The 20,554-nt window shown below is 55.9% G+C and carries 25 protein-coding genes and 1 pseudogene; 12 read left to right on the top strand and 14 right to left on the bottom strand.

The window, feature by feature from the left end:
* The first annotated feature begins 38 nt into the window (after positions 1-38).
* Positions 39-2,030: a DNA topoisomerase IV subunit B gene (gene parE / locus COA65_03800; GenBank protein PCJ60359.1), complete on the top strand. Its 1,992-nt coding sequence runs from the start codon at positions 39-41 to the stop codon at positions 2,028-2,030.
* A gap of 332 nt (positions 2,031-2,362) precedes the next feature.
* Here parE and COA65_03795 read toward each other — a convergent pair whose 3' ends face one another.
* Complete coding sequence (locus tag COA65_03795; GenBank protein ID PCJ60358.1) at positions 2,363-3,067, bottom strand: alpha/beta hydrolase; 705 nt, start codon at positions 3,065-3,067, stop codon at positions 2,363-2,365.
* Between the two features lie 28 nt (positions 3,068-3,095).
* Positions 3,096-3,656 (bottom strand): hydrolase, encoded by a 561-nt coding sequence (locus COA65_03790; GenBank protein ID PCJ60357.1) that lies wholly within the window; start codon positions 3,654-3,656, stop codon positions 3,096-3,098.
* A 208-nt stretch (positions 3,657-3,864) separates the two neighbouring features.
* Here COA65_03790 and COA65_03785 point away from each other — a divergent pair, with 208 nt between their 5' ends.
* Positions 3,865-5,307 carry a DNA helicase gene (locus COA65_03785; GenBank protein ID PCJ60356.1) on the top strand — a complete coding sequence of 481 codons (1,443 nt, stop codon included), beginning with the start codon at positions 3,865-3,867 and terminating at the stop codon, positions 5,305-5,307.
* Positions 5,308-5,328: 21 nt separating this feature from the next.
* On the opposite strand, the gene COA65_03780 is transcribed toward COA65_03785, so the two are convergent.
* Both COA65_03780 and COA65_03775 read right to left on the bottom strand, forming a co-directional pair.
* Positions 5,329-7,134, bottom strand: coding sequence for a metal ABC transporter permease (locus tag COA65_03780; GenBank protein PCJ60355.1), 1,806 nt, complete (start codon positions 7,132-7,134; stop codon positions 5,329-5,331).
* Positions 7,135-7,143: 9 nt separating this feature from the next.
* Entirely contained in the window at positions 7,144-7,719 is a 576-nt protein-coding gene (locus COA65_03775) for an NADPH-dependent FMN reductase (protein ID PCJ60465.1), read from the bottom strand.
* 134 nt (positions 7,720-7,853) lie between these two features.
* Here COA65_03775 and COA65_03770 point away from each other — a divergent pair, with 134 nt between their 5' ends.
* Positions 7,854-8,234 (top strand): hypothetical protein, encoded by a 381-nt coding sequence (locus COA65_03770; GenBank protein ID PCJ60354.1) that lies wholly within the window; start codon positions 7,854-7,856, stop codon positions 8,232-8,234.
* A gap of 100 nt (positions 8,235-8,334) precedes the next feature.
* Complete coding sequence (fumC, locus tag COA65_03765) at positions 8,335-9,738, top strand: fumarate hydratase, class II (GenBank protein PCJ60353.1); 1,404 nt, start codon at positions 8,335-8,337, stop codon at positions 9,736-9,738.
* Positions 9,739-9,752: 14 nt separating this feature from the next.
* Here fumC and COA65_03760 read toward each other — a convergent pair whose 3' ends face one another.
* Entirely contained in the window at positions 9,753-10,163 is a 411-nt protein-coding gene (locus COA65_03760; GenBank protein PCJ60352.1) for a hypothetical protein, read from the bottom strand.
* A 277-nt stretch (positions 10,164-10,440) separates the two neighbouring features.
* Here COA65_03760 and COA65_03755 point away from each other — a divergent pair, with 277 nt between their 5' ends.
* Together COA65_03755 and COA65_03750 are read left to right on the top strand one after the other, a co-directional pair.
* Entirely contained in the window at positions 10,441-10,914 is a 474-nt protein-coding gene (locus COA65_03755; protein PCJ60464.1) for a hypothetical protein, read from the top strand.
* Positions 10,915-11,148: 234 nt separating this feature from the next.
* Positions 11,149-11,748: a hypothetical protein gene (locus COA65_03750; GenBank protein ID PCJ60351.1), complete on the top strand. Its 600-nt coding sequence runs from the start codon at positions 11,149-11,151 to the stop codon at positions 11,746-11,748.
* On the opposite strand, the gene COA65_03745 is transcribed toward COA65_03750, so the two are convergent.
* Together COA65_03745 and COA65_03740 are read right to left on the bottom strand one after the other, a co-directional pair.
* Positions 11,733-12,167: a VOC family virulence protein gene (locus tag COA65_03745; GenBank protein PCJ60463.1), complete on the bottom strand. Its 435-nt coding sequence runs from the start codon at positions 12,165-12,167 to the stop codon at positions 11,733-11,735. The genes COA65_03750 and COA65_03745 overlap by 16 nt on opposite strands.
* A 28-nt stretch (positions 12,168-12,195) precedes the next feature.
* Complete coding sequence (locus COA65_03740; protein ID PCJ60350.1) at positions 12,196-13,383, bottom strand: glycosyl transferase family 2; 1,188 nt, start codon at positions 13,381-13,383, stop codon at positions 12,196-12,198.
* 115 nt (positions 13,384-13,498) lie between these two features.
* On the opposite strand from COA65_03740, the gene COA65_03735 reads away from it, so the two are divergent.
* Positions 13,499-14,842 (top strand): ABC transporter ATP-binding protein, encoded by a 1,344-nt coding sequence (locus COA65_03735; protein ID PCJ60462.1) that lies wholly within the window; start codon positions 13,499-13,501, stop codon positions 14,840-14,842.
* Here the strand turns inward: COA65_03735 and COA65_03730 are convergent.
* Positions 14,839-15,531, bottom strand: a complete 693-nt coding sequence (locus tag COA65_03730) for a TetR family transcriptional regulator (protein ID PCJ60349.1) — start codon at positions 15,529-15,531, stop codon at positions 14,839-14,841. The genes COA65_03735 and COA65_03730 overlap by 4 nt on opposite strands.
* A complete protein-coding gene (locus COA65_03725; protein PCJ60348.1) occupies positions 15,504-16,238 on the bottom strand; it encodes a hypothetical protein in 735 nt (244 codons plus the stop codon). The genes COA65_03730 and COA65_03725 overlap by 28 nt, the downstream gene beginning before the upstream one ends.
* Positions 16,239-16,312: 74 nt before the next feature.
* On the opposite strand from COA65_03725, the gene COA65_03720 reads away from it, so the two are divergent.
* Genes COA65_03720 through COA65_03705 form a run of 4 tightly spaced genes read left to right on the top strand, consistent with a single transcriptional unit; the run spans position 16,313 to position 17,913 of the window.
* A complete protein-coding gene (locus tag COA65_03720) occupies positions 16,313-16,789 on the top strand; it encodes a hypothetical protein (protein ID PCJ60347.1) in 477 nt (158 codons plus the stop codon).
* Between the two features lie 49 nt (positions 16,790-16,838).
* Positions 16,839-17,045: a hypothetical protein gene (locus COA65_03715; protein PCJ60346.1), complete on the top strand. Its 207-nt coding sequence runs from the start codon at positions 16,839-16,841 to the stop codon at positions 17,043-17,045.
* Between the two features lie 3 nt (positions 17,046-17,048).
* A complete protein-coding gene (locus COA65_03710) occupies positions 17,049-17,651 on the top strand; it encodes a hypothetical protein (GenBank protein ID PCJ60345.1) in 603 nt (200 codons plus the stop codon).
* A gap of 13 nt (positions 17,652-17,664) precedes the next feature.
* Complete coding sequence (locus COA65_03705) at positions 17,665-17,913, top strand: hypothetical protein (protein PCJ60344.1); 249 nt, start codon at positions 17,665-17,667, stop codon at positions 17,911-17,913.
* Between the two features lie 512 nt (positions 17,914-18,425).
* Here COA65_03705 and COA65_03700 read toward each other — a convergent pair.
* The 5 genes from COA65_03700 to COA65_03680 all read right to left on the bottom strand — a co-directional run bounded on the left by COA65_03700 (position 18,426) and on the right by COA65_03680 (position 20,222).
* On the bottom strand, positions 18,426-18,653 hold the full coding sequence (locus COA65_03700; protein PCJ60343.1) for a hypothetical protein: 228 nt from the start codon (positions 18,651-18,653) through the stop codon (positions 18,426-18,428).
* The gene (locus tag COA65_03695; GenBank protein PCJ60342.1) at positions 18,650-18,916 is read right to left on the bottom strand and encodes a hypothetical protein; all 267 of its coding nucleotides are present in this window, start codon (positions 18,914-18,916) and stop codon (positions 18,650-18,652) included. Before COA65_03695 ends, COA65_03700 begins: the two co-directional genes overlap by 4 nt.
* Positions 18,913-19,464, bottom strand: a complete 552-nt coding sequence (locus COA65_03690; GenBank protein PCJ60341.1) for a hypothetical protein — start codon at positions 19,462-19,464, stop codon at positions 18,913-18,915. Before COA65_03690 ends, COA65_03695 begins: the two co-directional genes overlap by 4 nt.
* Before the next feature lie 113 nt (positions 19,465-19,577).
* The gene (locus COA65_03685) at positions 19,578-19,871 is read right to left on the bottom strand and encodes a hypothetical protein (protein PCJ60340.1); all 294 of its coding nucleotides are present in this window, start codon (positions 19,869-19,871) and stop codon (positions 19,578-19,580) included.
* Between the two features lie 9 nt (positions 19,872-19,880).
* Complete coding sequence (locus tag COA65_03680; GenBank protein ID PCJ60339.1) at positions 19,881-20,222, bottom strand: hypothetical protein; 342 nt, start codon at positions 20,220-20,222, stop codon at positions 19,881-19,883.
* A gap of 199 nt (positions 20,223-20,421) precedes the next feature.
* Between COA65_03680 and COA65_03675 the strand changes: the two are divergent.
* Positions 20,422-20,535, top strand: a pseudogene (locus tag COA65_03675) (transcriptional regulator).
* Positions 20,536-20,554 lie beyond the last annotated feature (19 nt).

Here is a 20,554-nt window from a genome sequence, read left to right as displayed (position 1 = left end):
CTGCATCCTGCTTGCTTGCGGAATAGCAGCGCCCCATAATGCCGCCCATGCCACTGCTCAAACACGCCGCCAAGCCGAAAACCACACGCCGTAGCAGCTATTCGGCAAAGGACATTGAAGTTCTAGAGGGCCTTGAGCCTGTGCGGCGGCGCCCCGGCATGTACATCGGCAGCACCGATGAGGCGGGCCTGCATCACCTGGCGGCCGAGGTCCTGGACAATGCCATGGACGAAGCGGTTGCGAACTTTGCCGATCGCATCGAAGTCGGGCTTGCCGCCGACGGCGTGCTGACCATCCGCGACAATGGGCGCGGCATACCCGTCGACCCACACCCGAAATTCAAGAAAAAATCAGCCCTGGAGGTCATTCTSACGACCCTCCATGCCGGCGGCAAGTTCGGCGGCGATGTCTATGAGACGGCCGGTGGCCTCCATGGCGTCGGCATTTCCGTCGTCAACGCGCTTTCGGATTATCTTGCCAYCGAAGTTGCCCGCGACGGCAAACTCTGGCAGCAGGAATATGCCCGCGGCGAGCCGAAAACGAAGCTGGAAGCGACCGGGACGGCAAAAAATCGACGTGGCACGGTGATCCATTTTCACCCGGATCCGAAAATTTTTGGCAGCACGGCAACCTTTCGGCCCGAACGGCTGTACCGAATGGCGCGTTCGAAGGCCTATCTCTTTCGCGGCGTCGAGATTCGCTGGACCTGCGACGAGAAACTGCTTGGCAACGCCGCTATTCCTGCAAAAGAGCGCTTTCATTTTGAGGACGGCCTGAAGGGCTTCCTGAAAGCGGCCCTGGACAGTCGCGGCACCATCACGCCGCCATTTGCCGGCGAAGCCGATTTCCCAAACAAGGCCGGGCGCATGGAATGGGCAATCAGCTGGCCGGAAGACGGCGAAGGCTTTATCCATTCCTATTGCAACACGATCCCGACCCCGAAAGGCGGCGGCCACGAGACGGGCCTGCGCACCGCGCTTGCACGCGCGTTAAAGGCCTATGGCGAGCTTGTCGGAAACCGCCAGGCGTCGCAAATCACCGCCGAAGATGCCGCCGTCGGTGCCACCATCCTGCTTTCCATCTTCCTCAAAGACCCCGCGTTTCAGGGCCAAACGAAAGAACGCCTTTCCTCGCCGGAAGCACAGCGGCTGACGGAGACCACCCTCAAGGACCATTTCGACCACTGGCTGAGCGGCGACCCGGAAACAGCGAATTTGCTGTTGGAATCCATCCTTGCACGGACAGAAGAGCGGTTGCGCCGCCGCGAGGCAAAAGAGCTTTCCCGCAAGACCCCCACCCGCCGACTCCGGCTTCCGGGAAAGCTGACCGATTGCACGCGCGAGAGCGCCAGGGACACGGAAATTTTCCTGGTCGAGGGCGATTCCGCCGGTGGCTCCGCAAAGCAGGGCCGCAACCGCAAGACCCAGGCCATCCTGCCCCTACGCGGCAAAATCCTGAACGTCGCCAGCGCGACGGATGAAAAGCTTCGCGCCAATCAGGAAATTGCCGACCTTACCCAGGCCCTTGGCTGTGGCATCGACCAGCAATGCGATCCGGAAAAGCTTCGCTATGAACGCGTCATTATCATGACCGACGCAGATGTCGATGGGGCCCATATCGCGGCGCTATTGATGACGTTCTTCTTCCGCAAGATGTCGGCCCTGGTTGAGAGTGGCAGGCTGTACCTCGCCGCCCCCCCCTTGTACCGGCTAAGCCAGGGTGGCCGAACGGTTTACGCTCGCGACGACGCCCATAAAGACCACTTGCTGAAGACCGAATTCAAGGGGAAGGCAAAGGTTGAAATCAGCCGCTTCAAGGGGCTGGGCGAAATGCCAGCGGCGCAATTGAAGGAAACGACGATGGACCCGGAAAAACGCATCCTCTATCGCGTGACCCTGCCGGAAAAAGAAGACCAAAAAGAAACAAAAGAGGTCGCGCGTTTTGTTGAAGACCTGATGGGAAAACGACCGGAGCGACGCTTTGTCTTTATCCAGAAAAACGCGCAGTTCATCAAAAATCTGGACGTCTGACCGAAACGTCAAAAAAGACCGGAACCGACGACCCGAAAAACAGTAAAACCTCATCACATTCCGGTGAACTCCCCTATCCACGCAAACGAAGTTTAACTACCGTCATGGCATGGTGACGTCTGCCCTTTCGTCGCCCGAGCCGGGACGGTGTGTGTACGTATTTTTCGACTTAAAATCTGTACGCGATGACGAGTCCACCGGAGCCGGTACGACAAGATGACCCCCGGGTCAGAGGACCAAAACCAGCTATTGCGATGCCTCATTGCGGTGGCTGGCGGCCCTTTGACCCGGGGCTTTTCTTTTAGGGCTAGCCTCGAACAAAAACAGAAAACTCAGGCCGCCAGCCATTCCTCCATGGCTGCCGACACCGCCTCGGGCCGTTCCATCGTGGAAAGGTGCCCGCAATCGAGAATAACGACGAGGCGGGCATCGGGAATTAGTTCCGCCATTTCTTCATGAAGCGCGCACGGGGTTAACGCATCGTCCTTCCCACAAAGCACAAGGGTTGGGCACGTCACCGCTTTTAAGGTTGTGCCGCCGTCACTTCGTCCCAGGATCGCCCGCTCCTGGCGCAGGAAGGCTTCCTTGCCAACCCGCTCGGCCATGGCCATGACCGCCGCGACCAGGGACTCGTCTTGCAGACGGTTTTCATGAATGAGGCTCGGCAAAAGCCTCGGCGTAACGCCCTTAAACACCCCTTTTTCGGCAAGCGCCATCATGTCGCCCCGGCGGGCCCGTTGCACGTCCGTGTCTGCACGAAAATTCGTATCCAAAAGGGCAAGACGCGAAACCCGCTCCGGCGCCAGACGAAGCACGGCCTGAGCCACATAGCCACCCATCGAAAGGCCGGCCAGGGCGAATGTTTCCGGCATGGCGTCGAGAACGGAACGCGCCATTGCCTCCATCGAGGAGGCCTTGGTTAAATCGGCGACGATCGGATCAGCAATATCTTGCAAATGATCAATTTGATGCCGCCAGAGTTCGGCGTCGCAAAGAAGGCCCGGCAGCAGAACAAGGGGCATGCGATTCACGGCCAAAGGATGCCCTTTCGCGTTTATTGGCGCCTTAACGCAGGAGCTTTGAAAGTTCGCGAAATTCGTCCGTTCCCGAATGCTTTAGCCATTCGAACAGGACCATTTCCGCAGAAACCACGGCAACGCCGTTCGCACGCACACGCGCCAGGCCAAGGGCACAATTCTCAGGCGTGCGCGAGGAAACGGCGTCGGCTACGACAAAAGGATAATAGCCCGCCGATTGCAGGCCGATTGCCGTCTGCAAAATGCAGATATGCGCCTCAATCCCGATCAGCACAATCTGATCGCGCCCGGTAACGGCAAGCTCCGGCAAGAAACCTGGTTCCTCCGAACAGGAAAAACAGGTTTTTTCGAACACTTGGCCATCCGGACGGTCGCCGCCGCCACGATAGAGTCCGCGAAGCTCTGGAATCGTGCGCCCCAGCCCCTGGGGATATTGTTCGGACATCCGCATCGGAACGCCAAGCCGGCCGGCGGCCCCCATCAGAAGAATGGCGTTTTTGAGAAAAGACGCAAAACCATGAATGGCGGGAACAAGTTTTTCCTGAACATCCACAATCAGGAGAAGCGACCTTTGCCGATCAATCAACATGAAAGACACCTTCCCTTGAAACCGGCCACCGGACCCCGGCGTTGGTCTTTTTCAACCCCTGGCAATGCCTAGCGTAACGAAAGTCCGCACCCCCGCCAATGTCCATGACCAATCGCTGGAATTGACAGACGCGCAAGAAGGCCTACACTCCGCCCGACATGCACGGAACCCCCCTTCAAAAGAGTCTCATCTCGACCGGTCACAGCAAATGAGCTTTGCCAATCTTGGGCTAAGTGACGAGCTTTTGCGCGCCGTCGAGGAATCCGGTTACGTTGAGCCGACCCCCATTCAGAAGAAGGCCATTCCTTCCGTGCTGATGGGGCGCGACATCCTTGGCTGCGCCCAGACCGGCACCGGTAAGACCGCTTCCTTCACGCTTCCCATGATCGACATTCTGGCGCAAAGCCGCGCCAAGGCGCGCATGCCAAGAGCCATCATTCTGGAGCCAACCCGGGAACTCGCGGCCCAGGTTGCCGAAAACTTTGACCGCTATGGAAAATACCACCGGCTTGCAAAGGCGCTTCTGATTGGCGGTATTTCACTGGCCCCCCAGGAAAAACAGATCGAACGCGGCGCCGACGTGCTGATCGCCACCCCGGGCCGTTTCCTGGATTGCTACGAGCGCGGGCTGCTGCTGCTTCATGATGTCAAGATCCTCGTTATCGACGAGGCCGACCGCATGCTGGACATGGGGTTTATCCCCGATGTGGAACGAATCGTACGCGCCATTCCCAAGAACCGGCAAACGCTTCTTTTCTCGGCGACAATCCTGCCGGAAATTCGCCGACTTGCAGATTCTTTTCTGAACGACCCAAAGGAAATTTCCGTCTCGTCGCCAACGGCGGCGGCGGAAACGGTTGAACAATTCCTGATTGCCGTCGGGGAAAGAGAAAAAGACGCAGCCCTTCTGGAACTCATCGCAAGCGAAAATGTTAAAAGTGCAATCATCTTCTGCAATCGAAAAAAACAGGTGGATGCCCTTGCCTACCTGTTGAAAAAGAAGGGGTTAAATGCCGCCCCCATTCATGGCGATTTGCCACAATCAAGGCGGATGGAAACCCTGGAAAGCCTACGCAAAGGGGAGCTTGACTTTTTGGTCGCAAGCGACGTTGCGGCGCGCGGCCTTGATATTCCCGAGGTTTCCCACGTCTTTAATTATGGCGTGCCCGTCACACCGGAAGATTACATTCATCGCATTGGCCGCACGGGCCGGGCTGGCAGATCCGGCCGGGCGTTTATGATGGTCATACCGGAAGAAGGCGAACAGCTTGGCGCAATCCTGCGCATGACAGGTAAGGAAATTCCGTGGAAGACTCTTGAGGGTCGGCACCCGCCCGAGATTGACCTGACCGCAAAGCCAAAACGCCGTTTTGGCCGGCAAAGAAGAGGGGGTAAAAGCCCCGCGACCTCTGCAAAGCCACAGCAGCAAGTGCGCGCGCAAACAACACCCGCGCCCCAGGCAAAACCCCAGACGGCAACGCCTGCGCCCCAGGCAGCAACGCCCGCGCCCAAGCAACCAACGCCCGCACCCGAAAAGGTGAAAAAAACAACGGCTGACGGCCCCGACTGGCAAGTGCCTGCCTTTCTGGCCCAACCTGTGCCGACACCCCCCCCCGCTACACGCAGCCGGCGGCCTCGCCGAAAAGATTAGACCGAAAAGCGGGTCTGAAAACTAGCCGGGCAGTGATTGCATCTGCCGCGCCCACATCGATGCATAGGGACCCTGCGCCGCAAGAAGTTCTTTATGCCGGCCACGCTCAACAATCTTTCCGTCATCAAGAACAAGAATCTCATCCGCATCAATGACCGTTGTCAGGCGATGGGTAATGACCAGCGTCGTGCGATTCTTTGAAACCGCCCGGAGGCTTTTCTGAATTTCCTTTTCCGTATGGGAATCAAGCGCCGAAGTCGCCTCGTCAAAAAGAAGAATTTTCGGCCCTTTCAGGATCGTCCGCGCAATCGCAATCCGCTGACGCTCGCCCCCGGAAAGTTTTAACCCCCGTTCGCCGACGCGCGTCTCAAAACCGTCTGGAAGCGAGCGGATAAAGCCGTCAATTTGCGCTGTACAGGCCGCCTCTTCCACCTCAGCCAGGTCGGCCCCCGGCCGCCCATAAGCGATGTTGTAAAAAATCGTATCGTTAAAGAGAACCGTGTCCTGAGGCACGATGCCGATGGCCGCACGCAAACTTTTTTGGCTGACCTTCCGGATGTCCTGACCGTCGATTGTGATACGCCCGCGATCCACGTCGTAGAAACGAAAAAGAAGGCGTGACAGCGTTGATTTCCCGGCACCGCTTGGCCCGACGATGGCGACCGTCTTTCCTTCCGGCACTGTAAAGGAAATGTTTTTTAAAATTTTCCGCCGCGAATCGTAATCGAATTCAACGTTTTCAAAACGAATTTCGCCTTTCGTCACGCAGAGCGACGCCGCGTCCGGCTTGTCCTGTACTTCGGGAGCCACCCGAAGAAGCGCAAACATCGATTCCATATCCGTCAGAGATTGCTTGATCTCGCGATAGACGGAACCAAGAAAATTCAACGGCATGTAAAGCTGGATTAGATACGTATTCACCAGGACAAAATCCCCGATCGTCAAGCTGCCATCAACGATGCCAAGACCGGCCAGGATCATGACCAGTGTCACACCTATGGAAACGATTGCCGCCTGGCCAACGTTCAGCAGGGAAAGAGACGTTTTGCTTTTAACCGCCGCCCGTTCATAGCTTTGAAGCGAGCGATCGAACCGCTTCGCTTCGTGTTCTTCGTTTCCAAAATATTTGACGGTCTCGTAGTTGAGCAGACTATCAATCGCCTTCGTGTTTGCCTCGCTGTCCGCCTCGTTCATAATTCGACGGTATTTTGTCCGCCATTCCGTCACGAAAAGGGTAAAGGCCACATAGCCGCTAATCGTCACGAAGGTAACCGCCGCAAAGCGAATGTCGAACAGCACCCACAGGATTCCGCAAACGAGGAATATTTCGATAAACGTCGGCACCACATTAAAAATCACGAAGGTCAGGAGAAATTCGATGCCCTTCGTGCCACGCTCAATCGCACGGTTCACGCCCCCTGTCTGGCGCTCAAGATGAAAACGTAAAGAAAGTCTATGGATGTGGCTAAACGTCTTGAGCGCCACAGCCCGAATGGCGCGCTGGGCTACTTTCGCAAAGATGGCATTGCGAATCTCGCCAAAGACAAGGGAAAGCATACGAAGCAGCCCGTACCCAAAAAGAAGGCCCAGGGGCAGAACGATGACAACGCTAACCTCGCCGGAAAGGACATCGACGGCAGCCTTGTAAAAAAGCGGGACGACGACGTTTGCGCCCTTTGCGGCGATCAGGAAAACGATTGCCAGCGCGACGCGCCCACGCATCTCGCGGCTGTCCTTCGGCCATAAATAGGGAAGCAGGGTGCGCAAGGCCCGCCATTCAAATTTCAAAGGTGCCTTGCCGTCAGGTGTCGGTGAGAACGAACGCATGGATCAGCCTCAGACCGCAAGCTTTGCGATCACATGGGCTACTTTTGCGCCCAGGGCCTCGACACTCTGGCGCAGCTTTTCGTCCTTCAGGCCGCCTTCCCTGTGAAAGGCATGGTGCGCCTCGCCGACGGCCACCTGGTCGGGAAGGACCAGCACCTTGAGGTTGCTTAGGATGGCGCGCACATGCACCAGCCCTCGCAAGCCCCCGAGGGCACCGGGAGAGGCACTGCAAATAGCGGCGACCTTGTCCGCAAAACAGGCGAGCGGCGGTTCGCTACCATTGGGACGCGACGCCCAGTCGATGGCGTTCTTCAAAGCCGGCGAGATAGAGCCATTGTATTCTGGCGAGGCAATGAGAAAGCCCTGATGTGCCATCATCCGCGCTTTCAGTTGCCGCACGCCCTCGGGAAGCCCTTCGGCCTGTTCAAGGTCCGCATCAAAAAGTGGCAGTTCAAGACTACGTAAATTCAGGACGTCCACCTCGGCGCCGGCAGCAACAGCGCCAGCCACCGCAACATCCAGCAACATAGCGTTGTAAGACCCGTCGCGGCTGCTTCCTGAGAAGGCAAGTATCTTCGGTGTCATCACCGTTGCACCTTTCCTAATAGAAAATTCGCCCACAAGATAACGGCACCGGACGCTTTCAACAAACCCTGCCTGAAAAAGGTGCCCGTCAGAATTTGGCAAGACCGTTCAACCCTCGTTTCCGCACAAAAATTATGGGATTTAAGAAAGGCGTCCAAGGCGTTATAAGTCTGGCTATGTCAACCGCACCCGAAAAACCGCCTTTTGACAACTTCCTAGAAGAAACGTTTCGTTTTATCCAGGAAAGGCTCGAAGAAGAACTGGGTGACACCGTCGAGATCGACCGTACGGAAGACACGCTTTCCATCGAACTTGAAGACGGCCAGCACTATTATTTAAGCACCATGGTTATTCGCGAATCGATCGGCCTGTCCTCACCACTTTCAGGCCGGCGGACTTTTTATTACGACAAGGAAAAAAACAGCTGGCTTTCCATCCGGGACAATTCCGACCTATACGAACTTTTGGGGGAGGAATTCACCACCCTTTGCGGCGCAACCATTCGTTTTGACTGATTTTTTTAGCCAGAACGCCAGCCCATAAAAAGAGCATTCCTTTCACGGCAAGCCGGGCTTGTGGTAAAAAACCATAATCGAGAAGAAGGAGGCATCCCCCATGGCGAAAAAGCCATCTTTCCGTACCGAAAGCGACTCAATGGGCAGCATCAAGGTTGCCGCCGATAAATATTGGGGAGCCCAGACACAGCGCTCGCTCCAGAATTTTCGGATCGGTGGTGAAAAGATGCCAACGCCGCTTATCCGCGCCCTCGGCATCCAGAAAAAAGCGGCCGCCCAGACCAATATGGATCTAGGGCTGTTGAAGAAGCGCATCGGAAAGGCGGTGGTTGCCGCCGCCGATGAGGTTCAGCGCGGCAAGCTGAACGCGCATTTTCCCCTCGTCGTCTGGCAAACCGGCTCCGGCACCCAGACGAACATGAACGCAAATGAGGTCATCGCCAACCGGGCCATCGAAAAATTAGGCGGCAAGATGGGATCGAAAGATCCGGTCCACCCGAACGATCACGTGAACATGGGCCAATCATCGAACGACACCTTCCCGACGGTCATGCACATTGCCGCTGTTGAGGAAATTCACTCGGCGCTTCTCCCGGCTCTCGAAAACTTACGGCACGCATTGGATGAAAAGGCGCGACGTTTCGCAAAGCTGACGAAAATCGGCCGCACCCATCTTCAGGACGCAACCCCGCTTACCCTCGGCCAGGAATTTTCCGGCTACGTCACCCAGGTCGCGTACGGGATAACGCGGGTGAAGGCCACCCTGCCGCACTTGCTGCAACTTGCCCAAGGCGGTACAGCCGTTGGCACCGGACTCAATACGAAACGGGGATTTGCCAAGGCCTTCGCACGCAATGTGGCAAAGATCACCGGCATCCGCTTTGTCACGGCACCCAACAAATTCGAAGCGCTAGCCGCCCATGACGCCATCGTCGAAACCTCTGGTGCCCTGAACACACTGGCCGTTTCGTTAATGAAGATCGCAAACGACGTGCGGCTGCTTGGCTCTGGCCCACGCTGCGGCATCGGCGAATTGGCCCTGCCCGCGAACGAACCCGGCTCGTCCATCATGCCCGGCAAGGTGAACCCGACCCAGGCCGAAGCGCTGACGATGGTTGCCGTCCAGGTCATGGGCAATCACACAGCCATATCCATTGCCGGCGCAAGCGGACATTTTGAGCTGAACGTCTTCAAGCCGGTGATGATCTATAATTTGTTACAGTCGATCCGGCTTCTGGCGGATTCCTCAGCAAGCTTTACAAAAAATTGTGTCATCGGCATTGAGGCGAACGAGGCTCGCATCGCGCAATTGCTTCACGAATCCCTCATGCTGGTAACGGCGCTCAATCCCCATATCGGGTATGACAATGCGGCGAAGGTGGCCAAAAAGGCCCATGCCGAAGGGACGACGCTGAAACAGGCGACCCTTGCCCTGGGCTTGTTGACGGAAAAGGAATTCGACCGATATGTGCGGCCGGAAAAAATGACCAGCCCGGGAAAATAAGGTCTGCCCGGAATTCAGGATTCTTCGGTTGTAGAGGCGTTTTCACCGATGCGCTGATAGGCTTCCTGCATTTCGCCGACTGCCGTGTCAAAAAACACATCGAGACGGGCCCGCATCTCAGGCGTCAGCTGCACCAGCTTTGATCGCGCGTCCCTCGGATTCGCCGTTTCTTCAACAATCCCCTTGGTGATCGCCGCGTCCAGATATTTGCCAGCCGTATGGGCGCTGCGAATGGCGCGCATAAATTTAAGGGCGTCCGTCTTGCGAACCGGTTTCTCGCTGCGCCACATGCCGGTCAGCAAATCCCAATAGGCCGTCGAGTAAAATTCCCGATCATCGGCAAAAACGCCGATCCAGCTCTCCCCCACCCGATCCAGCATCGTCAGGTATTCCCGACGCTGTACGCTGCTGTATTTCATCGACATCTTTCTTAAACGCTCCTGTCAGATAGACAGGTCGCACAATAGCCTTTTGTCCAAATAATGCAATCAATAATACATCTATATGCTTGGTACAATTCAAAAATGCCGTTGGCAGCGTGGCCTCATGAAAAATATATTTCATTTATAACAATGGATTATACAATTAGATGTATTTTTAAATTCTTAATTTAATATTTTTATTGACATTATTTTTACATCTATATTTAATCTTACACGAACGGTAACAGAGCATCCCGCTCGCAATTTGGAGGCAAAAATCATGAAAAAGGCCCTGATTGCCATCCCCCTCGCATTGACCATCGGCCTTTCCGCCTGCGTCGGCACAAACAGCGGCCCCAAGCAAATGGGTGGCACCTTTCTTGGCGCCGGGATAGGTGCCCTTGCCGGCTCGCAGATCGGCAAGGGCCGCGGCAAGCTTATCGCCGTTGCCCTCGGCACGCTGGTCGGCGCCGGCATCGGCAACTCGGTCGGCCAATCCCTCGACCGTGCCGATCAGCTTTACATGGCACGCACGTCTGAAAATGCCTTCGAGCAAGTCCCCACCGGCCAGACATCTTCCTGGGTCAACCCCGACAGCGGCCATTCCGGCACCGTGACGCCAACCCGCACCTATCAAACACAAGGTGGCCAATATTGCCGCGAATTTCAGCAGACCGTGACGGTCGGCGGCAACACGCAAGATGCCTATGGCACCGCCTGCCGCCAGGAAGACGGCAGCTGGAAAATCAGCTAAGGCCAGGGAAAATCCCGGAACAGGCCGGCCGTCGTACTTTTAGGGACTGGCTGCTCTGTGACGTCCTGAAATTAGATTAAACCGAACGCATTCAACCAATGCCTCCCCCCCTAGGCCCGACCTTCGTGCCGGGCCGCTTTTTTTCCTGATGCCTTGCCCGCTTCAATTGGTCTAGCATTGCGTAACAAAGCTTGATGATAATTCCGTCCAATTATCAATTGTGAAAATTCGCCGATGATAAAAAACGCTTCCCGCTTCAAAGCAGCCATTGCCGCCATTGACGCAGCAAATGCCGAAGACCCGAACATGTGCTGCCACGAAGGACGGGACGTTCCAAAGACGCTTCTTTACGGCATTCGCATGACGGAACGGCTTGGTTTTTTTCGCCCGGAGGCATCGGAATCGCTCCGCCTCGCCGCCCGCAGCCAGCACATCCGGCGCTGGGAAATTCCGCGCAGCGATTACCCGATGGATCGGGTTGGCTATTTGAAATGGCGAACGGCGCTCAAGCATTTTCATGCCGGGATTGCCAAAACCCTGCTTGAAGCCGCCGGCTATGACGCGGCGACAATTGCCCATGTGCAATCCCTTCTCCGCAAGGAAAAACTCAAGCAGGATACCGAAGCCCAGGCCCTCGAAGACGTGATCTGTCTTGTTTTTCTGGAACATGACTTCGCGGATTTTTCAAAAAAACACGCGGAGGAAAAAATCCTTGGCATCCTGCGCAAGACCTGGAAAAAAATGTCACCAGACGCGCAAAAGGCAGCGCTGCAACTGGACCTTTTCCCCACGGCACGGGCCCAGATTGAAAAGGCCCTTCAAGCGCCCGGCTGATCTTCTAGGTCTTCTTCCGCAGGACCTTTCAGTTCGATGACGTTGCCGTCCGGGTCCTCGATATAAATGGACGGGCCAAAGCCCTCCGCCCCATAACGCGTTGTGACCTCGCCATGGGACACGCCGTGACATTCCAGATGCGCAAAAATGGCAGCGGCATCAAAGGGCGCAATCCGAAGGGCGATGTGATCCACATTCCGGCCCGTCCTGCCCGGTGCCGCGCCACCTTTGCAACCGATGGCGCCGTCAATTGTCACAAGGTCGATCAGCGCCGCACCAGCCCGAAGCTGAACAAGCCCGAAAGCCTCGACCGTCCGTTCAAGGGTGCAGCCAAGAACCTCGCAATAAAAGCGGCTGGCACGATCGGCGTTTGCAACGCGAAAAACAACGTGGTCGATCTGCAGAATATCGAAACGCATTGGTTCCTCCGGCCCCATTTTTTCTGCCTCATTTTCCCCGGTTCATGGAATGCGTACGTCCCTTCCATTCGCCGCCTGCGTTGCGCCAATGGCGCCGCGCGGAATCAAACGTCATGACGCAATAAAGCAGGGCGACAAGGGGCAGCAGGATGCCGATCCACGGCGGTTCGCCATACAGCCGCAGGCTGGGCCGGTAACTCGCCGCCATCAACGCCCAGGCCGCGATGCCAAAACCCAGCCCGGTGCCGCTGCCGTGAAGGCCATAGCCGAGGGTCAAAAAAGGCGGCAGCAGATAGGTGACAAACATGCCGGCCAGGGCCACAGCAAGCAGAAAAGGCGAATGGCGAAGTTCGGTATAGGCGGTGCGCGTCACCATGCGCCAAAGCCCCTCAAGCCCCTCATAGGGGCGAATGCTTGCCGTCGTTTCCGTCAGTCCAAGCCAGATCGGTCCATTGGCCTTGATCTGGCGCGCAAGCGCGCAATCGTCAATGAGTTCGCCTCGAATGCCGGCAAGACCACCGCTTTTCTCAAGAGCCGTCCGCCGGGCAAGCATGCAGCCCCCCGCCGCTGCCGCCATTTTTTTGGCCGGATCATTCACCCATGGAAAGGGGTAAAGCATCTGGAAAAAGAAGACGAATGCCGGTAGCAGCAGACGTTCCCAAAACCCGGTTCCACGAAGGCGCACCATCAGGGAGACAAGGTTCAACCCCTCGTTTTCCGCCTTTGCCACAAGCATCTTCAGACTGGCCGGCTCATGGGCGATGTCGGCATCTGTAAAAAGAAGATAGGTCGCGTCTGGCGCAAGGCTGGCGGCGGAACGCACGCCCTGCTCCATCGCCCACAGCTTCCCCGTCCAGCCTTCGACAAGCGGTTCGCCTTTTAGAACAACAAGCCGTTCGCCCATGGCACCGGCATCGCCGGCACCGGCATCGGCGACGGCCCGCGCGCGACCTGCCGTGTCGTCCCTGCTGCCATCATCGACAAGGAAGATGGAAAAATTTCCTGGGTAATCCTGGGCCAACAGCGATTGCACGGCCTCTTCAATGACCGCCGCCTCGTCCCGCGCCGGGACAATCACGGCGACCTCCGGCCAGGTTTCCAGATCCCGGACGGATCGACGCAGCCTTTGGTCAGCCCGCCAGAAATCTCCCCGGAAGAAAACCAGGACGAGCCAGACCGCAAAGGACAAGGCACCAAGGCCGGGAAGCAACCCCATCACGCTTTCACCAGGATCGTTTGCAGCGAAAATCCATCATTCCCTATATAGTGCGGGCGAAATCATGACGGGTGCAAGAAAAGAGATGGACGATCAGAACATGGACGATCAGAACATGGACGATCAGGAAGCGGATCGCCTTTCCAAACGCCTGAAACGCTACGCCAAGGTGAGCGTGGCGGTCGGTGGCCTGGCCGCGAATCTGGGTGCCAAGAAGCTTTTCGGAAAATCTCTCGACCCTGACCGCCATGCGTCGGAATTGCGTGGCGCGCTGGGCGGCCTGAAGGGGCCGCTGATGAAGGTCGCCCAACTTCTTTCCACCGTCCCCGGCCTCTTGCCCGAGGAATATGCGCGCGAATTGACGGAACTTCAGGCCAACGCGCCCTCCATGGGCTGGCCATTTGTAAAGCGCCGTATGACAAGCGAGCTTGGCCCAAGCTGGCGTAATAAATTCTCAAATTTCGAACGCGAAGCCGCCGCCGCAGCCTCTCTCGGCCAGGTCCATTACGCGACCGACACAAACGGTCGTGAGCTTGCCTGCAAGCTGCAATACCCGGACATGAAATCGACCGTCGAGGCGGATTTGCAGCAACTGAAACTAATTTTCCAGATTTACCGCCGTTTCGATAACGCCGTGGATGTCGGCGAAATTTATGAGGAAATCTCCGAACGGCTTCGCGAGGAACTCGACTACCGGCGCGAGGCGCGCCATATGACGCTTTACGGCCATATGCTGAAAGAGGAGCCGGGCGTTCATGTGCCAGAACCGGTGCCGGAACTTTCAACAACGCGCCTGCTCACCATGGACTGGCTGCACGGACAGTCGCTGCTTCGCTTCAAGAAACACGACCTTGAACATCGCAATCGCGTCGCGAAAAACATGTTCCGCGCCTGGTACCTCCCTTTTTACACCTGCGGAATTATCCACGGCGATCCGCATCTCGGAAATTATTCCGTGCGCGAGGATTTTTCGATCAATTTGCTGGATTTCGGCTGCATCCGGGTCTTTCCGCCAGCCTTCGTTAAAAGCGTCATCGACCTTTACCACGCCCTTCGCGATGGCGACGAGGCCCTTGCCGTTGCCGCTTATGAAACATGGGGATTTTCGAATTTATCGAAGGAATTGATCGAGGTGCTCAACATCTGGGCCCGGTTCGTCTACGCACCCCTTATGGAAGACTGCGTGCGCCCAATCGAGGAAACAAACGCCATGGCCTATGGGGCGGAAACGGCGGCGAAGGTGCACAGCGAGTTAAAGCGCCTTGGCGGTGTGACACCGCCGCGCGAATTTCTCCTCATGGATCGCGCGACCATCGGCCTTGGCTCCGTCTTTTTGCATTTACGGGCAGAGATCAACTGGTACCAATTGTTCCATGAACTGACCGAGGGTCTGGACCTCGACACAATCGCGAGTCAGCAGAACGCGGCCCTTGGCCTGGCCGGCATGCTTAAATCCTAGGACTCGGACGCCGCCCTTTCCGGCCAGGGAAATTGTGTCTCAATCTTTTCCGCCCGCTTTAACCAGCGGTCCAGTGCCGCCATCGTTTTCCCCTGGTCTTCCGCACTATCGTCAAGCCAAACCTGCAACACCGCAAAATAGAGGATGGAGAGGCCCTTCACGCGAAGCATGCCGTGCAGACCGGCGGTTGAAATACCGGCCCCCTCCAGCATCCACGTCATCGAGAGAAAATAACGGCACGCGCCCAGACCAAGAGCCGTTGGGTCGCAAATCACATCCTTCAGGACCGCCGCAATGCCTTTCTTATAGGGTGCCAGCGCATCAAAGCGCCGCATAAGAATGTCGAAAAGCCGGTCGCGCGGCGTTTCCTCCGCGTCCTCTTCGTCAAGACCGCGCAACACCTCTTCGTCGATGGCGCGCATAAAACGATCCAGAATGGACTCTTTGGAAAGATAGTTTTTGTAAAGTTCGGAAAGGGAAACGTTCGTTCGCAACGCAATGTCGTGCAGCGAAACATTGCGCCAGCCCCTCTCGGCCGCAAGGTCCAGAGCCGCCTCGGCCACAACCCGGTCCTGATTTTTGCGTCCGTCGCGCGTCCCGGTTTTCTTAGCTGTCTTAGCTTTTTTGGTTTTCTTGGCTTTTTTGTCTGTCATCCCCGCGCTCACTTCTCCCAGGGCTTCGGCTTCCATTCTTTCGCCAGCTTTTCCGCCAGTTCAATCTGGGCCGGTGCCATTTCCTGCACGGCGCTTTTCAGGTTCTTCAACGCCTGTACGTGGTCTTCGCCTTCCGGGTAGGCCTTTGCCGCCAACGTAAACCATTTATAGGCAAAAACGAGGTTCTTTTCCCCACCCAGCCCCAGGGCGTACATGGCACCCAGATTGCTTTGCGCCTTTGCGTGGCCCTGTTCGGCCGCCAGACGAAACCATTGCAGCGCTTCGCCGTCGTCGCGGCGGATCGGCCCCTGGCCGATCGCATAAAGAAGGCCAAGATTGTATTGCGAAATCGAATTGCCCTGGGCGGCGGCGCGGCGATACCACGTCACCGTTTCGGTCAGGTCGCGGACAACCCCTTCGCCATTTGCGTAAGAAACGCCCAGATTGTGCTGGGCATGCATATGCCCCTGCTTGGCCGCATGGCGATACCATTCGACGGCTTGGCTATCGTCTTCAACCACCCCGTCGCCTGTATCAAAGGCAACGGCCAGCGCATATTGCGCCTCGGCGTCCCCTTGCTTCGCCTTTTCGGTCAGACCCTCAATCCCGCGCCCGTCGAACCAGATCAGGGCGACAAGGCCAAAGGCGGCAAGGGCCAGAAGGCCGATCAAAGCGCGGAGAATCTTGTGCTGTCGCGTCATGGAAAAAACCCTTCTGCCGTCGTGACGGGGGGAAATCCGCATTTTGCATCGCCCGGAGGACCTATCGTCTTAGAATATTGTAGAATTGACAATTCAAATTTTGGGACGCAGAAGCCATGGAATCGATGCAGCTTTCCTATGGCGTCACGATTGAGCAGATTGACGGCCAGTTTGTCGTCACAATTCCGGATTTGCCAGAGGCCCGCGCCACGGCCACCCGTTTCAGCGATGCCTTTGATGCCGCCACCGCCTGTCTGGAATCGGCGCTGGCCGAACGCATCGCCAGAGCCGAACCCATCCCCACCCCTTCCCGCATTCTGGGCTGCAAGGCAACGCCGGGAACGGCGATTGCGTCCAAGGCACTGCTGCATAAAATCCTTCTGGAAACGGGCAGGACGGTGGCCGATCTGGCGGAAAAACTGGGAAAGGACGAGGCGGCGGTCCGCCGCCTTCTTGACCCCAACCACCCATCGGACCCGGGCGAGTTAAGCGCCCACCGTCGCGGCGCTGGGCGTCCGCCTTGCCCTTGGCGCCTGTTCCATCCGTGGTGGCGGATAGCGCTACGCTCCAGCCGCCGCCACGGATGGCAATAGTGGCCCAACAAGTGGACCACTTAATGGGGGGCAGGCCAGGTACAAGAGGCTGATAGCTACCTGCTTTGCTGGTAGCATTAATCTCAACGCTGAGATGGTCCGGCGGGGCTGGGCGCTGGCGTATCGTCGCTACTCAAAGGATTATGTAGTGGAGGAGATTGAAGCCCAAGAAGCTAAGCTGGGAATATGGGCTGGGGATTTTGAGTTGCCGTGGAAATGGCGACGGGCACGCACAGTAATAAACAAGGGTGGCTGAGTGATGGTTGGTTGGTTCGCTAAGAAGATGCAAAACTCAAAAGTTTATATGTGCATCAAAGAAGTGAAGTGGGAATTGGAAACGACGGACAAAGGTCACCATGCAACCATCTTGGCTCTTGGACAGTTTCTTAGGCAAGAAGTGTTTACTGACATCGAGCTCCTTGGCGAAGCTCTAGATCGGCCCCTTGATTACAGCCGCGATGACTTAGTTCACTTCTACGAAATGTTGGAGAACATCCGCAACAAAAATGCAATTCAACTCGAGCAGACTAAAAAGAATATGAGAAGGCTCGGAATAGAATTGCCAGAGGCAAGTGTTCAACACGTAAAAAACACTAGTAGAGGACTAGAAGTCTGGATGTGTACCCTTGGAGCAGGAATCGCTGTCGACAGGCGGGATGATATCAGAGACATTTGGAAATATCTGTCTGCATCAAGGAGCCATCTAGAACAAGCTATTTTGGGATTACGGCAGGTCGAAAAAGTAACAGAAGAGATGACAGGCATGCCATCGGCGGGGATGTTCGGTAATTTCGATATAGAAAAATGGATTGCTGCGTGTGAGTTCATCCCGTCAATTTTTGTTAAGGAACTTGATTTTTGATATAAGCATTTCCTTGTTTCGTTATTCACAACTCCTGACCTGCACCCGGATTTTCCCGCCATTTAGAACTAGAGTCCGCCTTTACGAGAGGACGGACACGGTCAACGACGTGGACGATGCGCGCCTGATCGCTGAGATGATCGTTGCGCCGGAGGGACACGAGTCCAATCATTGGAAGCGGGAAGCCTGCGCGCTGATAACCGGCCTACTGCTACTCATTGCGGTCGATTTACCGCCACAATCTCCGCATGTGATTCCCTAAGTCTAGGCGTAAAATTTCCAGCACCATAGAAAGGGCCTCAAACACCCTCGAAATCGCTTTCGGTGGTTGCTATTCGGTAGCTATTGTAACGGGACACTTGAATCTGGAGTGAGGCGGGATGAGGGGGGATGAGGGGGGATATACCGGGACGCCCGCAGGTAATGGGACTTTTTGGAGAGGGTCGTCGAAAAATTTCGCCGGCGATTAGAATCTGGAATAAGCGCGATTTGAGGTGTTGTGACACTTGAAACTGGAATGTACGGTCGCTGCCACCACCACGCTTCAATACCCCTTAAAACCCGTTCAATGCGCCGTTTACAGGCTGATTAAGGCAACGCCTGGAACGGCTGCTGGCGCGAATTTTGTTCCGAGATAAAGCCCCGAACTCGGAACTGGCTTCCGAGTTTCAATTTTCAGTTCCGAGTTAGCTCTAACATACTGTTATATAAGAAATTATGTAAAAAAAACGGCCACGCGAACTGGGGCCGAACTCGGAACTGAAAAGCGCTGCATTAAGGGCGTTTGATAGTCCGTTTGATGGCGGGAAAAGCATCCGCCATCGGGCCAAGAATATCTCTCGCGAAATAGGCGAGAGCGAGTTTTGCTGGGCCGGGAATATCGTTTTCTCCGGCCTCCCATTTCCGGATGGTTCGCCCGCCGGAAACGCCGAGCACCCGAGCCATCCTGTTGGCTGACAGCCCGAGCGCGTGGCGAATGGATTTGAATTCAGCAGGCGTCATGTCCAAATAACTTTAAGCGGCCAGCCCAGACTATCTGAAATAGCCTGATTGGTGAGTTTCATCGCCACGAGTTCAATTTCCGATGGGGGTTTGGCGAGCAGGATTTCGGTTGGTACGTGGCCCAGCCGGTTGCAGTGCGCCTCGAAATTGGCGGTATAGGTTTCGATCAGCCGGGCGACCTCAACGGCAATAGGGTTCGCCGGGTCCGGATCGGCGAGCGCGGCGTCAATCTCCGCGCGGGTTGCGGCTTTAAAAGCAGTCATGCTGAAGCGCCTGGGGTGGGGTGCTGCGGCTGCTTTAAAAATGCGGCTCTGCCCGCGTCAACGAGCCCCGATTCATTCGCAGCCGTGAAATGGATTAAAATTTTACGGACGCCATTCCAGATGTAGGCGCTTGCGCGCCACGGGTTCGCCGCGCCGTTTTTACGATCTTTGATGTCGAAAAGGCAGGCAGCTATGTCGGCTGATTCGTAGGCAGGTAGAACAACAGACGCATCTACGCGTTTTTTTATCGTCGCGAGCTTTTTAAAAAACGTGGCCAAATAGCTGACATCATTCGGGTTAATCATCAAATTGTAGTGCTGATGACGGCGGTCGCCCACCTCGTGATCTGAAATTCTGATTTCAACATGAGGTATGCATCGCCGCGCATGTTCAACGCTATAGCTGATTACGACGTACAGGCTCTCGCCGAAACCGCTTTTGCTCACGTCTTTTTCGATGTGGAATTCCGGGAATTCTTTTTCGAGCGCGGTCACGATTTCGGCGGCGCGTGCCTTGACGGTGTTTTTTGAAAAAACGAAGTCGTTCATTTTCGATCTCCTTTACAGGCGGCCACAATCGGCCAGTGATTTGATATTAGGCCCATTAGGCCTATCTGTATATAGGTACATATTCCCAAGAAGTGGCGCGAGGCGTTGGCTGATTACGATGCCGCGTGGAGGATGGCTGCGCAGCGATTCAGATAATTCGTCGTGCGTTTTAGGTCACCGTCGCTGAGATGATTCAGATGGTCGGTCCCGTAGGTATTAAGAAGATAAGCAGTGAAATCTCCCGTATCGATCAAGCCCGCTTTATGTGCGATTTTTTCGATAGTCTTGACGGCGCGCGCACGATGTAGACGGTACTGGTCTTTCCAGGTGGTCTGAGAAAAATGCGCCGGCGTCGCAGACGCAAAAACGCCCGATAATTCGCTTTTGATAAAGTTCTTTCKGCTCATCCTCGGCACCTATGCGGCCAGMYGAATGAGCTGGATRACCGTTTCCCGGTCGACCGCGCCKTCTTCCTGAAACAGTTCGAAAGCGAGGGCTATGGCGCGCGCCTTTTTCGCCGGCGTCAGCTCRASCCCGCGTTCAAAAAGCAGTTCTTCAATTGCGGTGATAACGTCCTGCAAAAGGGCCTCGTCAATTGGGCCGCTGGTCGCAACAGCGCCGCCCGATGGTTGTTTTTCCCCAACGCCGGTGATCAACCACTCTAGGGAAATCTCTGCCTCTGCGGCCATTTTGGCCGCATTTTCGACCCCAGGCAGCGTAGGGCCGTCAAGATATTTCCGAATCAGGCTCTCGCCCATCCCGCATTTTTTTGCGAATGCATTGACGCTTCCTGGTATTGAAGCCCGCAGGCGGCTATTAAAATCTTTTAACATCAATCACTTAACACAGTTTTGTGCCTTCGCCTTTTTTGAGTTGAATTCCTCGCACTATTTGGTAATATCTTGGTCCTATAACCTTAGTGAAAAATTACAGCCCTAAAAAACGGCCAGAGGCCGCATGAAAATGAAACCGATTAAAAAGCCCCAGCAGGACTGGCACAAGGCCGACATCATCGCGGTTGTGCACAAAAGCGGCACAAATCTTCGGCAACTCGCGCTCGCCGCCAGCTATTGCGAAAGTGCCTGCAGGG

It is taken from the genome of Rhodospirillaceae bacterium (genome assembly GCA_002746255.1).
In the GTDB taxonomy this organism is placed as follows: domain Bacteria; phylum Pseudomonadota; class Alphaproteobacteria.
The sequence above is the reverse complement of the archived record's forward strand: the minus strand, read 5'-3'. Positions and strand labels throughout refer to the sequence as shown.

Bases quoted from the DNA above. Each gene is read 5' to 3' on its own strand.
- COA65_03725 (PCJ60348.1), bottom strand. From the start codon at position 16,238: ATGCGGATTTCCCCCCGTCACGACGGCAGAAGGGTTTTTTCCATGACG.
- COA65_03790 (PCJ60357.1), bottom strand. From the start codon at position 3,656: ATGTTGATTGATCGGCAAAGGTCGCTTCTCCTGATTGTGGATGTTCAG.
- COA65_03700 (PCJ60343.1), bottom strand. From the start codon at position 18,653: ATGACGCCTGCTGAATTCAAATCCATTCGCCACGCGCTCGGGCTGTCA.
- COA65_03690 (PCJ60341.1), bottom strand. From the start codon at position 19,464: ATGAACGACTTCGTTTTTTCAAAAAACACCGTCAAGGCACGCGCCGCC.
- COA65_03730 (PCJ60349.1), bottom strand. From the start codon at position 15,531: ATGGAAGCCGAAGCCCTGGGAGAAGTGAGCGCGGGGATGACAGACAAA.
- COA65_03785 (PCJ60356.1), top strand. From the start codon at position 3,865: ATGAGCTTTGCCAATCTTGGGCTAAGTGACGAGCTTTTGCGCGCCGTC.
- COA65_03755 (PCJ60464.1), top strand. From the start codon at position 10,441: ATGAAAAAGGCCCTGATTGCCATCCCCCTCGCATTGACCATCGGCCTT.
- COA65_03775 (PCJ60465.1), bottom strand. From the start codon at position 7,719: ATGACACCGAAGATACTTGCCTTCTCAGGAAGCAGCCGCGACGGGTCT.
- COA65_03740 (PCJ60350.1), bottom strand. From the start codon at position 13,383: ATGGGGTTGCTTCCCGGCCTTGGTGCCTTGTCCTTTGCGGTCTGGCTC.
- COA65_03770 (PCJ60354.1), top strand. From the start codon at position 7,854: ATGGGATTTAAGAAAGGCGTCCAAGGCGTTATAAGTCTGGCTATGTCA.
- COA65_03720 (PCJ60347.1), top strand. From the start codon at position 16,313: ATGGAATCGATGCAGCTTTCCTATGGCGTCACGATTGAGCAGATTGAC.
- COA65_03745 (PCJ60463.1), bottom strand. From the start codon at position 12,167: ATGCGTTTCGATATTCTGCAGATCGACCACGTTGTTTTTCGCGTTGCA.
- COA65_03710 (PCJ60345.1), top strand. From the start codon at position 17,049: ATGGTTGGTTGGTTCGCTAAGAAGATGCAAAACTCAAAAGTTTATATG.
- COA65_03750 (PCJ60351.1), top strand. From the start codon at position 11,149: ATGATAAAAAACGCTTCCCGCTTCAAAGCAGCCATTGCCGCCATTGAC.
- COA65_03735 (PCJ60462.1), top strand. From the start codon at position 13,499: ATGGACGATCAGGAAGCGGATCGCCTTTCCAAACGCCTGAAACGCTAC.
- COA65_03760 (PCJ60352.1), bottom strand. From the start codon at position 10,163: ATGTCGATGAAATACAGCAGCGTACAGCGTCGGGAATACCTGACGATG.
- fumC (PCJ60353.1), top strand. From the start codon at position 8,335: ATGGCGAAAAAGCCATCTTTCCGTACCGAAAGCGACTCAATGGGCAGC.
- COA65_03695 (PCJ60342.1), bottom strand. From the start codon at position 18,916: ATGACTGCTTTTAAAGCCGCAACCCGCGCGGAGATTGACGCCGCGCTC.
- COA65_03780 (PCJ60355.1), bottom strand. From the start codon at position 7,134: ATGCGTTCGTTCTCACCGACACCTGACGGCAAGGCACCTTTGAAATTT.